Origin of the sequence: Phyllobacterium sp. A18/5-2, assembly GCF_025452215.1 — a bacterium.
GTDB lineage: Bacteria > Pseudomonadota > Alphaproteobacteria > Rhizobiales > Rhizobiaceae > Phyllobacterium > Phyllobacterium sophorae.
The window spans coordinates 541,924-554,788 of sequence record NZ_CP104966.1 but is presented as its reverse complement, the minus strand read 5'-3'; the positions used below and the strand labels follow the sequence as shown (position 1 = coordinate 554,788).

At 56.0% G+C, this 12,865-nt stretch carries 12 protein-coding genes and 3 pseudogenes; 4 read left to right on the top strand and 11 right to left on the bottom strand.

Annotated features, from left to right (window positions below):
• Positions 1-9: 9 nt before the first annotated feature.
• The 3 genes from N8E89_RS02775 (at position 10) to N8E89_RS02765 (ending at position 2,854) form a co-directional block, all read left to right on the top strand.
• Positions 10-1,308 (top strand): cytochrome b, encoded by a 1,299-nt coding sequence (locus N8E89_RS02775; RefSeq protein ID WP_106664032.1) that lies wholly within the window; start codon positions 10-12, stop codon positions 1,306-1,308.
• Positions 1,309-1,337: 29 nt separating this feature from the next.
• The gene (locus tag N8E89_RS02770; RefSeq protein ID WP_113172139.1) at positions 1,338-2,201 is read left to right on the top strand and encodes a cytochrome c1; all 864 of its coding nucleotides are present in this window, start codon (positions 1,338-1,340) and stop codon (positions 2,199-2,201) included.
• Between the two features lie 107 nt (positions 2,202-2,308).
• Positions 2,309-2,854 (top strand): adenine phosphoribosyltransferase, encoded by a 546-nt coding sequence (locus N8E89_RS02765; protein ID WP_113172140.1) that lies wholly within the window; start codon positions 2,309-2,311, stop codon positions 2,852-2,854.
• A gap of 1 nt (position 2,855) precedes the next feature.
• Here N8E89_RS02765 and N8E89_RS02760 read toward each other — a convergent pair whose 3' ends face one another.
• The 11 genes and pseudogenes from N8E89_RS02760 to lgt all read right to left on the bottom strand — a co-directional run bounded on the left by N8E89_RS02760 (position 2,856) and on the right by lgt (position 12,286).
• Complete coding sequence (locus N8E89_RS02760) at positions 2,856-3,326, bottom strand: MaoC family dehydratase (protein WP_113172141.1); 471 nt, start codon at positions 3,324-3,326, stop codon at positions 2,856-2,858.
• Positions 3,323-3,794, bottom strand: a pseudogene (locus N8E89_RS02755) (MaoC family dehydratase). The gene N8E89_RS02760 and the pseudogene N8E89_RS02755 overlap by 4 nt, the downstream one beginning before the upstream one ends.
• A 14-nt stretch (positions 3,795-3,808) precedes the next feature.
• The gene (ychF, locus tag N8E89_RS02750) at positions 3,809-4,912 is read right to left on the bottom strand and encodes a redox-regulated ATPase YchF (protein WP_262261077.1); all 1,104 of its coding nucleotides are present in this window, start codon (positions 4,910-4,912) and stop codon (positions 3,809-3,811) included.
• 12 nt (positions 4,913-4,924) lie between these two features.
• Positions 4,925-5,651: pseudogene (pth, locus tag N8E89_RS02745) on the bottom strand (aminoacyl-tRNA hydrolase).
• A 30-nt stretch (positions 5,652-5,681) separates the two neighbouring features.
• Positions 5,682-6,314, bottom strand: coding sequence for a 50S ribosomal protein L25/general stress protein Ctc (locus N8E89_RS02740; RefSeq protein ID WP_106664025.1), 633 nt, complete (start codon positions 6,312-6,314; stop codon positions 5,682-5,684).
• Between the two features lie 214 nt (positions 6,315-6,528).
• On the bottom strand, positions 6,529-7,461 hold the full coding sequence (locus N8E89_RS02735; protein ID WP_099998201.1) for a ribose-phosphate pyrophosphokinase: 933 nt from the start codon (positions 7,459-7,461) through the stop codon (positions 6,529-6,531).
• A 145-nt stretch (positions 7,462-7,606) separates the two neighbouring features.
• Entirely contained in the window at positions 7,607-8,236 is a 630-nt protein-coding gene (locus N8E89_RS02730; protein ID WP_106664024.1) for a hypothetical protein, read from the bottom strand.
• A gap of 66 nt (positions 8,237-8,302) precedes the next feature.
• The gene (locus N8E89_RS02725) at positions 8,303-9,454 is read right to left on the bottom strand and encodes a M24 family metallopeptidase (RefSeq protein WP_262261075.1); all 1,152 of its coding nucleotides are present in this window, start codon (positions 9,452-9,454) and stop codon (positions 8,303-8,305) included.
• 4 nt (positions 9,455-9,458) lie between these two features.
• On the bottom strand, positions 9,459-10,250 hold the full coding sequence (gene pgeF, locus N8E89_RS02720) for a peptidoglycan editing factor PgeF (protein ID WP_106664022.1): 792 nt from the start codon (positions 10,248-10,250) through the stop codon (positions 9,459-9,461).
• Between the two features lie 64 nt (positions 10,251-10,314).
• A pseudogene (locus N8E89_RS02715) lies at positions 10,315-11,399 on the bottom strand (class I SAM-dependent methyltransferase).
• The gene (lgt, locus tag N8E89_RS02710; protein WP_410010352.1) at positions 11,396-12,286 is read right to left on the bottom strand and encodes a prolipoprotein diacylglyceryl transferase; all 891 of its coding nucleotides are present in this window, start codon (positions 12,284-12,286) and stop codon (positions 11,396-11,398) included. Before lgt ends, N8E89_RS02715 begins: the two are co-directional and overlap by 4 nt.
• Before the next feature lie 224 nt (positions 12,287-12,510).
• Here lgt and N8E89_RS02705 point away from each other — a divergent pair, with 224 nt between their 5' ends.
• Positions 12,511-12,831 (top strand): accessory factor UbiK family protein, encoded by a 321-nt coding sequence (locus N8E89_RS02705; protein ID WP_262261074.1) that lies wholly within the window; start codon positions 12,511-12,513, stop codon positions 12,829-12,831.
• Positions 12,832-12,865: the final 34 nt, after the last annotated feature.

The following is a 12,865-nucleotide window of genomic DNA, read 5'->3' as shown; positions in this document are numbered from 1 at the left end:
AGACACGACATGAGCGGTGGACATTCATCCTATACGCCGAACACTGGTATCGAAAAGTGGATTGACGCGCGGCTGCCGTTGCCACGTCTGATGTACGATTCATTCGTTGCGTATCCAGTTCCGCGCAATCTGAACTATGCCTATGCATTCGGTGGCATTCTGGCACTTATGCTGGTTTCGCAGATTCTCACCGGTGTCGTCCTGGCGATGCATTATGCTGCCGATACGGGCCTTGCATTTACATCCGTTGAAAAGATCATGCGCGACGTGAACTCCGGATGGCTGCTGCGCTATCTGCATTCCAACGGCGCTTCGATGTTCTTCCTCGCCGTTTATGTGCATATCTTCCGCGGCCTTTATTACGGTTCGTACAAGGCGCCCCGCGAACTGCTCTGGATTCTCGGTGTGATCATCCTGCTCCTGATGATGGCGACCGCCTTCATGGGCTATGTTCTGCCATGGGGGCAGATGTCCTTCTGGGGCGCCACCGTTATTACTGGTTTCTTCACGGCATTTCCGATCATTGGAGATCCGATCCAGCAACTGCTGCTTGGTGGCTTTGCCGTGGATAATCCGACGCTCAACCGTTTCTTCTCGCTTCATTACCTGCTGCCCTTCATGATCGCAGGCGTCGTTGTCCTGCACGTCTGGGCATTGCACGTGACCGGCCAGACCAATCCGACAGGTATCGAAGTGAAATCGAAGACCGATACAGTCGCCTTCACCCCTTATGCGACCGTGAAGGATGCGTTTGGACTGGTGCTGTTCTTCATCCTCTTCGCCTATTTCGTATTCTATCTACCGAACTACATGGGGCATCCGGACAACTACATTCAGGCTGACTCTTTGAAGACTCCAGCGCACATCGTTCCAGAATGGTACTTCCTGCCGTTCTACGCCATGCTGCGCGCCATCACCTTCAACATCGGGCCGATCAACTCCAAGCTCGGCGGCGTCCTGATCATGTTCGGTTCGATCGCTATCCTGTTCATCGTGCCCTGGCTCGATACATCAAAGGTCCGGTCAGCGGTTTACCGCCCGTGGTACAAGCTGTTCTTCTGGGTATTCGTAGCCAACGCCATCATGCTTGGCTGGCTCGGATCGCGTCCGGCCGAAGGCCTCTACACGCTCTTCTCGCAGGTAGGGACGGCATATTACTTCGGGTTCTTCGTCGTCCTCATGCCGTTGCTCGGTCTGATCGAGACACCACGTCGATTGCCGAATTCGATCACCGAGGCGGTGCTTGCGAAAAACAAGAGCGGTGGTCAGCCGGCAGGTATTGCCGCTGCTCCGGAAACCAAAGGCTGAGAATCGTGAAGGGCTCAAAGGACTTCCCCATGAAAAAAATCCTCCTCGGTCTCGCAGCTGCCGGTCTTGGTACAATGTTGGCTTTCGGTGGTGCTTACGCCGCCGAAGAAGCTCACAATGCGGCCGAACCGACGCATTTTCCGATCAAGAAGCCAGCCGAACTGGACTGGACCTTCGCCGGTCCATTCGGTCACTACGACAAGCAGCAACTGCAGCGCGGTCTGAAGATCTACAAGGAAGTGTGCTCCGCCTGTCATTCGATGAATTTGGTGCCATTCCGTTCTCTCGAAGAGCTTGGTTACACCGAAGCACAGGTAAAGGCATTTGCCGCGGAATATGAAGTGCCGGATGCGCCCAATGCGGATGGCGAAATCGTCAATCGCAAAGCCATCCCGGCCGACCATTTTCCGTCGCCCTATCCTAATGCGCAGGCCGCCGCAGCAGCCAATGGCGGTGCTGTTCCGCCAGACTTTTCACTCATCGCCAAGGCGCGCGCAGTCGAGCGTGGCTTCCCACTTTTCCTCGCCGACATCTTCACGCAGTACCAGGAAGGTGGTCCGGATTATATCCATGCGCTGCTGACCGGTTTCGGCGAAACGCCGCCGGAGGGTATGCAGATACCCGAAGGTACGCACTACAACCCATACTTCATTGCCGCCAAGTCGCTTGCGATGGCTCAGCCTTTGCAGGACGGCCAGGTAACCTATGATGATGGTTCTCCCCAGACGCTGGCTCAGTATTCCCAGGATATCTCGGCGTTTTTGATGTGGGCGGCCGAGCCTCATCTGGAAGAACGCAAGAAGACCGGTTTCCGCGTCATGATCTTCCTCGTTCTGTTTGCGGGATTGGTTTACGTGGCCAAGCGCCGGATCTGGGCTGACGTTGAGCATTGAGCTCTGATCAAACTCGGAATTTGGAAGGGGCGCTCGGCGCCCTTTTCTTTTGAGAGACAGGAACGCTAGATAGCGAGAATCTGTCATTGGCACGAAGGAGCGATCAGATGGATTCCACATTGAAGCAAACGCTGGTCGATGCCATCCGCAACATACCCGATTATCCCAAGCCCGGGGTGATGTTCCGAGACATCACAACGCTGCTCGGCAATGCGCGCGCCTTTCGCCGCGCGGTAGATGAACTTGTGCATCCCTACGCCGGCGGCAAAGTGGCCAAGGTGGCCGGCATCGAGGCCCGGGGTTTCATTATTGGTGGAGCAATGGCACACCAGCTCTCGTCGGGGTTCGTTCCCATACGCAAGAAGGGGAAGCTACCGCACGATACGGTTAGCATCGCCTACAGTCTTGAATACGGCGTGGATGAGATGGAGATGCACCGGGATGCAATCGTACCTGGAGACAAGGTTATTCTGGTCGATGATCTCATCGCGACGGGCGGGACTGCTGAGGGCGCTGTGAAGCTTCTGCAGCAGATGGGCGCCGATATTGTCAGCGCCTGCTTCATCATTGATCTACCGGACCTGGGCGGTCGCAAAAAGCTTGAAGCACTTGGCGTGAATGTGCGTACGCTGATCGCTTTCGAGGGCCATTGACTTATGGCAGGGCAATCAGCGCAGCACTGTCGAATTCCAGAACCTTGTCGCCCTTCTGATTATAGGCTGCGGAGGACATCTGCATCATCCACCAGCCAGGGCGCGACTGGAGCGCTCGCATACCATTCAATGTTCGAGTGAATCGGATTGTGTCGCCGGCGTAAACCGGCTTCAGCCATTTGAGGTTTTCGAATCCTGGGGATGGGCCAAATTGCGGCGGTTGCTCGCCGCGCTGAATTGCTGATTGAACCTGGGTCTTCATGTCTTCGACATTCAAACGCATCCAGACAGCTGTGGTGTGCCAGCCCGAGGCGCAGAGGGACCCAAAGTTGCTGTTTTTTGCCGCATCAGCGTCGACGTGAAAGCGCTGTGGATCATATTTCTTGGCGAAGGCGACGATCTCCTCGGCCGAGAATGTGTATGTACCGAGATCCCGCTCAACGCCGATGAATTTGTCGATCTCGCGACTCATGATGCGATCGGCTCCCGCAGTGAAAACATGGCGGTGTGCTCCAGTTCGCAGACGAGTATATCGTTCTGATTGAAGACTGCATGGTACAGCTTGACGAACCCGAGCGACGGCTTCGACTTTGACAGGCGCCGGTCGAGAACGGTCGTCTTTCCGGTCAGCGTATCACCAGCTAGAACCGGCTGCTTCCATTTGACGTAGTCGATCCCCGGTGCGCCTTGCGATGTAGAATCCAACAGATATGCGCGCGCACAGCATGCGCATGAACATCGAAGCCGTGTGCCAGCCGGATGCAGCAAGCCCACCGAGAATGCTCGCCTTACCAGCGGCCTCATCGAGATGGAACGGCTGCGGGTCGAACTGGCTGGCGAAATCAATGATTTCCTCTGCCGTTACGATTTTGGAACCCAGCGGCCATTCGCTGCCGACGATGAAATCCTCATAGGCATATTTGGGGGAATGCTCGCTCATATCGTGCCGAGACCCTATGTATTGAACCTGAACAGCATGATGTCGCCATCCTGGACGATATACTCCTTGCCTTCATCGCGCGCCTTGCCAGCTTCCTTTGCGGCCACTTCGCCGCCGAGCTTGACATAATCATGGTAGGCGATCGTTTGCGCGCGAATGAATCCGCGCTCGAAATCCGTGTGGATGACCCCGGCAGCCTGCGGTGCTTTGGATCCACGCTCGACAGTCCATGCGCGTGCTTCCTTCGGTCCCACAGTGAAATAGGTGATCAGGTGCAACAGCTTGTAGCCGGCGCGGATCAACCGGTCGAGACCCGGCTCATCAAGATTCATCGCCTCCAGATATTCCTTGGCTTCCTCATCCGGCAGTTGAGCTACTTCCGCTTCGATCGCTGCTGATATCGTTACGGTTTCAGCGCCCTGGCCAGTCGCCATTTCGTCCACTGCTTCGGTATATTGATTGCCGGTCGCTGCATCGCCCTCCGCGACATTGCAGACATAGAGCACTGGCTTGGATGTCAGAAGATTAAGCGATTGCAGGATGGCAAGGTCTTCGGCGGCAATGCCGTTCAGCATGAACCGGACTGGCTGCCCGTCCTGAAGCAGCCCAAGTGCCTGTTCCATGACGGGCAGCACGGTCAGCGCTTCCTTGTCCTTGCTGCTGGCGCGCTTGCGGAACTGGACGATGCGGCGTTCGAGGCTTTCGAGGTCAGATAGCATCAATTCGGTTTCGACTGTCTCGGCATCCGACACAGGATCAATTCGACCTTCCACATGGGTGATATCATCGTCCTCGAAGCAGCGCAGGACATGGACGATCGCGTCGACTTCGCGGATATTTGCGAGGAACTGATTGCCGAGGCCTTCGCCCTTCGAGGCGCCGCGTACCAGGCCGGCGATATCGACGAAGCTGATGCGGGTAGGAACGATGTTGGCAGACTTGCCGATCTTTGCGATCGCCTGCAGGCGCGGATCGGGCACGGCGACTTCGCCCGTATTCGGCTCGATCGTGCAGAACGGATAGTTCGCAGCTTGGGCGGCGGCGGTTCTGGTCAGGGCGTTAAAAAGCGTCGATTTACCAACATTTGGCAAGCCAACGATGCCGCATTTGAAACCCATAATGTGCGATCCTTATTCTTTCTTACCGAAGAGTTTGTTCAGCATGTCGGCCATCGGGCCGGATTTTGGAATGTTGACGGCAGGCTTTTGGCTGCGCGCTTGCCGGATATGGCTTTGACCGGCGGATTTTGCAACAGGCTTTTCGACCGTTTCAGTCGTCGTCTTGGCGCTATTGCCCACAGCCAGGGCCATGCGATTCATGAAACTGGAATCGTCCTTCTTGACGAGAAGCCCGGCATTGACAGCAATCGCGTCGAGCAGCGGGTCCAGCCACTCGCGGTCGGCTTTGGCAAAATTACCGAGGACATGATCTCGAAACCATTTCCTTGACACCAGGGTGGCCAATACCGAGCCGTACGCGGCGATATTCCTTACCGCAGTGCGCATCGATCGACTTGATACCGTTGTGACCACCTGCACCCCCGCCTGTTTTCACGCGTACCTTGCCTGAGGGCAAGTCGAGTTCGTCATAGATGACAACCAGGTCGCCAAGATCCAGTTTGTAGAAGCGCAAGGCTTCGCCGACGGCTTGGCCTGACAGGTTCATGAAGGTCTGGGGCTTGATCAGGATGGTCTTTTCGCCGTCGATCATACCGTCGGCGACAAGTGCCTGGAACTTATTGGTCCAAGGCGAAAAATTATGGCGGCGGTGTATCTCATCCGCCGCCATGAAACCGATATTGTGCCGGTTTGCAGCATATTGGGAGCCCGGATTGCCAAGACCTGCGATAAGCAGCACGCGCCTAGCTCCCAATAGTCAGAGAGACGATTACTCGCCTTCTTTTTCTTCGGTTTCGGTGGTTTCCGCAGCAGCTTCAGTGACTTCTTCTACTTCAGCGGCGTGGCCAACGATGGTGGCGATGGTGAAATCGCGATCCTGAATGACCGTCGTGACACCCTTTGGCAGGGTCACAGCGGAAATGTGAATCGAGTCACCGATCTGCAAGCCGGTCAGATCGATATCGATCGCGTCCGGAATGGCGTTTGCTGGAGCATGAAGCTCAACATCGTGACGAACGATATTGAGAACACCGCCGCGCTTGATGCCGGGTGCTGCGTCTTCATTGTGGAAGTGGATCGGTACATGCACGTTGACGACCGACTTGGCCGATACGCGCAGGAAATCAACGTGTACTGGCTTGTCACTGACAGGATCAAGCTGGAAGTCCTTCGGAAGGACCTGAATCGACTTGCCATCGAGAAGGATGTTGGCAATCGTCGTCTTGAAACCGCCGCCGTGAATCTTGTAGTACAGCGTCTTGTAATCGAGGGTAATCGAGATTGGCGCCTGCTTGTCACCATAGATGACTGCTGGCACTTTACCGTTGCGGCGAATTTCCCGGGCGGACCCCTTACCGACCCGTTCGCGCGCCTCGGCCTTGAGCTCGTATGCTTCGCTCATGGCATTTCCTTTCGAGGTTCAAATCTGGAGTGTTCTTTGAGGCCGATGGTCGGCTGTCCAAAAAACATGAAGCGGCCCATTATGACCGCCCCATCCCGCGTTGCCTCCAAGGGTGTCTACGCGGATGGCGGCTCTATAACGGAAAGACGGCCATTGCGCAAGTTGCTTCACCCGAAGCCAGCGCGCCATTGTCTGCAATATTGCTGCAGATTGTTTAGTCGAACAGACTGGAGACGGATTCTTCCGATGCCGTGCGCGAGACCGCTTCGCCGATCAGATCGGAAATCGACAGCACGCGGATATTGTGCGCGGCTTCGATCGCTGGGGTTGGCTGTATGGAGTCGGTGATAACCAGTTCCTTGAGCTTGGAGCCGCCGATACGGGCGACGGCGCCTCCAGACAGGACGCCATGTGTGATATAGGCAGTCACACTTGTGGCGCCTTTCGCCAGCAGGGCCTCGGCGGCGTTGCACAGAGTGCCGCCGGAATCGACGATGTCGTCGAACAGCAGGCAGTCCTTGCCGCGAACATCGCCGATGACATTCATGACTTCCGACTCGCCCGGGCGATCGCGGCGCTTGTCGACAATGGCGAGTTGGGCGTCGATGCGCTTTGCCAGCGAGCGGGCACGAACGACACCGCCAACATCGGGCGAAACGACCATGACGTTTGAAGTGCCGTAATGAGCGCGGACATCACGCGCGATGACCGGAACGGCATAGAGATTGTCGGTCGGAATATCGAAAAAGCCCTGGATCTGGCCAGCGTGCAGGTCGAGGGTGAGGACGCGGTTCGCGCCGGCTTCAGTGATCAGATTTGCAACCAGCTTGGCAGAAATAGGTGTGCGCGGACCAGGTTTGCGGTCTTGGCGCGCATAGCCAAAATAGGGAAGCACGGCTGTGATGCGTTTTGCCGATGACCTGCGGAACGCATCGATCATGATGAGCAATTCCATCAAATGATCATTCGCTGGGAATGATGTCGATTGCATCACGAAGACGTCTTCGCCGCGGACATTCTCTTGAATTTCGACAAAAATCTCCTGGTCAGCGAAGCGCCGAACGCTGGCCTTTCCGAGTGGAATGTTGAGATATTTGGCGACAGATTCGGCGAGAACACGATTGGAATTGCCCGCGAAGAGTTTCATGCCGTATTTTCCTCACGTCTTTTTCAGAGCGTCAGCCAAGTAAAGGATATGGCGGGCCTTTTACTGTGCTTGACGCACATTGCAAGCGCGCAAGCAAGATTCATGCACAATTCAACGGGAATATCGCGCAAAACGCGTAAATATGTCACGTCTTGGCGCCGGATACCCATGACAGATAGCCTTGTATTGCCTTGTCAGCAATCCCTTCCATGGTCTTGGGCGGGACTGAGCTCCACGGATCAGCACCGCCTCCTGGAACCTTTTCCTGGCCCTGGATGCGGTGAAGGCGCGTCCCCGCGGGATCAAGCACATCCCATACATAGATGATCGTCGTCTGATTGCCGTCGGGGAGGGCAGAGAAGTAGCCTTTCATAATATGGGTATTATCTGTATCGGCAGCCGTGCCAAGCGTGATGCCCTTTTCCTTTGCGAGCGCTGACAGCCGCTGCGACAGTGGTGTAGCAGCTGCAATCGGCGCACCCACGATAGGTGCAAATCGCAATTTTGCCGTGCGAAGCGTGCCAGGCGCGGTTGGTGTAGCGGCCTGAGTCGTTCCAGATGCAGTGACTGTGCCACTGGCGGGTGCGTTTGGTGTAGCCCCTGCTGGTGCGCCCGGTGGTGCTGGTGTTCCTGGTGCAGGCGCTGTCTGGCTACCTTGGGCCGTTGTCAGATCAGATTTGGTAACGCCAATCGGGGATTCTGAGCTATTGCACGCGGTGAGTGCAAGCCCTGCCAGAATGGCGACTGCGCATGTCATTGAGTTACGCGATATCATCTTCACTCAAACCCCGTCATGAGCCACCTGTTAGTCCACTTAAGAAAATAGAAGCAGACAAAAGTTTTATTTTACGATCAAGTCAAGAGGCTGGCGAGAAAGCGGCTCCGCATCACCATTCGTCGTGAGATATGTCCGGCCAAGGGTCATGGCCGTGCTGGTATCTGAATCCATGATGATCATGTGGGCAAATAGTGTCATATCGGGCTGAATCCGTTCCGGATTGCTGGAATAAAACATCGGCATATCCATCCATGACGGCGTAAAGCGCGCGCCGACAGAATAGCCGCAAGCGTTGAGGCGGTGGCGGGTCAGCTCGTGGCTCTCCATAACCTTGGCATGTGCGTCGAAGACATCGCCGAACGTGGAGGCAGGTGTCATGGCAGCTTCGACGGCAAGCAGCGCTTCATGGGCCGCTTCATAGAGTTCCTGATGGCGTTTCGAAGCCTTGCCTGTGAGTACAGTACGCATCATGGGGGCGTGATAGTGGCGATAGACGCCGGCCCATTCCAATGTCAGCTGATCATTCTTGGTCAACTTGCGCCGGCCGGCCTTATAGCGGCACAGAAGCGCATCTTCACCGGAGCCGATGATGAACTCATTGGCCGGATAGTCGCCACCGCCGATGAATATCGCCGATTGCATGGCGGCGAGAATAGCACCTTCGTCGGCACCCGCCTTCGTCAGCTTTACCGCGGCATCGAGGGCTTCATCACCCAGTTCAGCAGCCTTGCGGCTATATACGATTTCTGCAGGGCTCTTCAGAACACGCAGCTTGTCGACAATACCCGAAATATCGACGAGCTGTCCGAATGCGGTGAGCTGTTCGTCCAGCTTCCGTCCGTTGGCCGCGGTCAGCCCATGGGTCTGATATTCAATGCCGATGCGGCACCCAAGCAGATCGAGATCATTCAGGATTTCGCGCAAATCTGCTGCGGGATTGGCATTGTCGCGGTCGGCCCAAACAATGATGTTCTCGATGTTGGAAGTCTGGCGCGCTTGCCGCAGATCGGCGGAGCGGGTCATCAAGACATTGCTGCCATCGGCCTTCACGACGAGACACTGGAAGAAGCAAAAGCCGAAGGTGTCGTAGCCGGTAAGCCAATACATGCTTTCCTGCGCAAACAGCAGGACCGCATCCAGCTTCTGCTCGGCCATCACTATCATAAGCCGGTCGCGGCGCGCGGCAAATTCTTCCGGTTCGAAATGAAGGGCCATATTGTTACTCCGTGATAGTGATCGCCGAGATCTGGCGGCCGTAGTCCGGTTCCTTGCGATGGGTCGTCCGGCGGTAGGAGAAGAACTGATCCTCATCTGCATAAGTACATGCCTGTAGCGATGAGGCGTTCACCCCGGCACGATCGAGTCTCGTCATGATAAAAGCCCACAGATCGAACATCTTGTGGCCATCCTTGATCGAGTCGCGAAAGTAACCCTTGTATGCGGGATCGGTTCGAATAAATTGGTCATAGAATTCGCTGCCAACTTCGTAATTGTCGGGGCCGATCGTTGGGCCGAGAACAGCATGTATTCTATCACGTTGCGCGCCAAGGGCGATCATTGCGTCAATTGTGTTTTCAAGCACGCCGCCGATGGCGCCCCGCCATCCGGCGTGGGCGGCACCGACGACTTTGGCTTCAGTGTCGGCAAAGAGAATCGGTCCGCAATCGGCTGACAATGCGCCAATGACGATGCCGGGAGTGGCTGTGACCATCGCATCTGCGTCCGGTCTGTCGCCGGCAAATGGAGCCGTCACGGTGACGACGTCAGGGGAATGAACCTGATGCACTGTCACGAGGCGCGACAGTGGCGCACCGAGCGATTCCGCGACCCGCCGGCGGTTCTCCTTGACATGATCCTGATTGTCGTTCGAACCGCTACCGACATTCAATCCACGATAGATTCCGCCTGAAACGCCACCTTTGCGGGTGAAGAATCCGTGAGCGATTCGATCTTTTTCGGGTGATCCCAGCAAGGTAGAACGCAGTGGAGCTGGTTTGTCGGATGTGGTCATGCCGGATGCCTTTCAAGGCTGCGGATGGTGGTTGAGCAATCGATTGAAGTCAATTGCCTGAATGTCATTTCGCTTCGAACGGGAAAGTATGGGTGGCGGGATCGGTCACGCACAATACCTTGAACAGTGTCCCCATTTGTTCAGGTCCGGCGAGCCGTTCAACGTCGCCACGGATTTGGTCTTGAAAAGCGGCTGGTTTGCCCCGTCCCAGCGCACCGGCTCGATCAAGCAATCCCATTGCAAGCAAAAATTCGCCTTGGCTCATGGCGCTCGTCTTGCAGCCTTCTGCACGAGCGGCCTGAGCCAGGCTGTGGAAATCCACGTGGGTCGTAAGGTCTGCCGCTCCTGGGATATGCAATACGTCAACAGACGAATGTCGGCTCAGAGCTTGCAATGTATCGCCAAAACCTGGTTGCAAATGGCCATAGTCAAACAGGAGAGCTGCTCCGCGTTCGGCGTGGATCCGCTCGGAAATCTCCTGCATCATGGCGCTGCGGGCCGGGGCTATTTCGAAGATACTGCCCTCTGGCGCGATATTAGCAGCTGGCGGAAGCAGAGCCTGGTCGATCGCGCCAGATCCCGCAGCAAAGACAAGATTCTTTCTGGCATCGAAAGTGCAAGCGTGCGTTCGACAAAACGGCCCTTTATCTTGACATATTGGCGCGAAGGAATGGCATCGAATAGCTCGTTTGCGATGAGAACAAGGGGCCCAGGCCCAATCTGGCGGAGCTGCTTGGTCCAAACAATCGCATTCGAGTGTTTGCCGAGTGCCGATTGTTGGATCTGGGTCAACCGATCACTGATCTCCACCATGTGGATCTTCGCAGCAGTCATGAAATCCGGTGCCAGCTTTATGGCTGTACGAATCAGGTCTTTCATCAGCGTGCCGCGTCCGGGGCCCATTTCACAAAGGACGAATTCGCTTGGGGCGCCGAGCGCCTGCCATGCGCTGACACACCATACGCCAATTAATTCCCCGAAAATCTGGCTGACTTCTGGCGCTGTGATGAAATCCCCGTCTTTCCCGAACGGTTCGCGCGTGGTGTAGTAACCGGCATCGCGGTCGAAGAGGCACATCGCCATGTAGTCCGCAACGCTGATCGGTCCGGTGGCTTCTATCTGGCGGATGATGCGTTGCTTCAGATTCATCGTCCGGTGGCAACCTCGGGATTACGAGCCGATAATATGAAGGCGAAGCCGATCATCACCATGGGAATGGAAAGCACCATACCCATGGTCAGCCACCCGCCAAAAAGATAGCCGATTTGTGCATCCGGCTCGCGGAAAAACTCAACGAAGATGCGGGAGAGACCATATAGAGTGATGAAGGCGCCGCTGATGAAGCGCGGGCTTTTCAGCTTCCGCCCATAAAAGATCAAGAGTGCGAGGGTTGTAAAAAGAACAATGCCCTCCAGGGCTGCCTCGTAGAGCTGGCTCGGATGGCGGACGAAAGGTCCGCCAGTTGGAAAGATCATGCCCCATGCAACGTCGGTTGGGCGTCCCCAGAGCTCGCTGTTGATGAAGTTTGCCACCCGGACAAGACCAAGGCCAACCGGCACGCCGGCGGCGACGGTGTCAAACATACTGTAGACATTGATCCTACGCGACCGGGCAAAGAGTATCATCGCCAGAATGGTGCCAAGCAGACCACCATGGAACGACATGCCACCTTCCCAGACTTTGAATATGTCCAGCGGGTTGGAGACATAACGAGCAAGGTCGTAAAAGAGGATGTAGCCCATGCGACCGCCAAGGACGACGCCAAGTGCCGCCCACAGGACAAAATCGTCAAGGTCCGCAGGTTTCATCGGTGGCGTGTTATTCGCCCAAAGGCGAGGCTTGCCGATCAGTTTCTTGCCATACCACCAAGCAAAGAGAATCCCGGCCACATAGCCTAAACCGTACCAATGGACTGACAGTGGGCCGATAGAGAAAAGCACAGGATCAATATCCGGAAATGCGATCGCGGCAAATGTCGGAAGAAGGATTTCGCTCACAAAGGCACTCCAGTCGTGATTGATGATCGGCGGGACCATGCGCGAGGGCATGAAGAGCGTCAAGTTGCCTCTCCGGTAACATTTGCATGCGGACGATCCAATGCCCAACTTGCTTGCAATCACACCGGACGGCGATTATCTGATTGGGAACCGGCGCATATCCTTGAAACTGGAAGAGGTTTCGACAAGGATGTGCGCAATTCAAGGTGCTACTGCGTCCTTTATGCACAAAGGGAGCACGGCGCAGCAGAGGAGGTACCGCCATGACCAATGGATCAAATCGCGTTCTTGATGAACTGGCAAAGCTTGTAACAGACGCCGCGGGAGCGGCACAGGGCGTGCGCCGCGAGGTCGAAACAGCGTTCCGTGGCCAGGCAGAACGCTTGCTCAACACGATGGATGTGGTGCAGCGCGAGGATTTCGAGGCTGTGCGCGAAATGGCAATCCGCGCCAGGGCGGAAAACACGGCGCTCCTGGCCCGTATCGAGGCGCTGGAAGCTCTTGTAGGCGCAAAAGAGAAAGCTCCGGGCGATACTTTGGAAAAGCCTGCTGCGTCTGGTGGCGGCCGTACAAAGAAGACGTAATTTCCGAATTGTTACCGGCGGGTTTGGTGGACTT

What these genes read in the sequence shown, in the direction of transcription:
- N8E89_RS02775 (WP_106664032.1), top strand. Translation starts at nt 10, where the DNA reads ATGAGCGGTGGACATTCATCCTATACGCCGAACACTGGTATCGAAAAG.
- N8E89_RS02770 (WP_113172139.1), top strand. Translation starts at nt 1,338, where the DNA reads ATGAAAAAAATCCTCCTCGGTCTCGCAGCTGCCGGTCTTGGTACAATG.
- N8E89_RS02765 (WP_113172140.1), top strand. Translation starts at nt 2,309, where the DNA reads ATGGATTCCACATTGAAGCAAACGCTGGTCGATGCCATCCGCAACATA.
- N8E89_RS02760 (WP_113172141.1), bottom strand. Translation starts at nt 3,326, where the DNA reads ATGAGTCGCGAGATCGACAAATTCATCGGCGTTGAGCGGGATCTCGGT.
- ychF (WP_262261077.1), bottom strand. Translation starts at nt 4,912, where the DNA reads ATGGGTTTCAAATGCGGCATCGTTGGCTTGCCAAATGTTGGTAAATCG.
- N8E89_RS02740 (WP_106664025.1), bottom strand. Translation starts at nt 6,314, where the DNA reads ATGAGCGAAGCATACGAGCTCAAGGCCGAGGCGCGCGAACGGGTCGGT.
- N8E89_RS02735 (WP_099998201.1), bottom strand. Translation starts at nt 7,461, where the DNA reads ATGAAACTCTTCGCGGGCAATTCCAATCGTGTTCTCGCCGAATCTGTC.
- N8E89_RS02730 (WP_106664024.1), bottom strand. Translation starts at nt 8,236, where the DNA reads ATGATATCGCGTAACTCAATGACATGCGCAGTCGCCATTCTGGCAGGG.
- N8E89_RS02725 (WP_262261075.1), bottom strand. Translation starts at nt 9,454, where the DNA reads ATGGCCCTTCATTTCGAACCGGAAGAATTTGCCGCGCGCCGCGACCGG.
- pgeF (WP_106664022.1), bottom strand. Translation starts at nt 10,250, where the DNA reads ATGACCACATCCGACAAACCAGCTCCACTGCGTTCTACCTTGCTGGGA.
- lgt (WP_410010352.1), bottom strand. Translation starts at nt 12,286, where the DNA reads ATGGTCCCGCCGATCATCAATCACGACTGGAGTGCCTTTGTGAGCGAA.
- N8E89_RS02705 (WP_262261074.1), top strand. Translation starts at nt 12,511, where the DNA reads ATGACCAATGGATCAAATCGCGTTCTTGATGAACTGGCAAAGCTTGTA.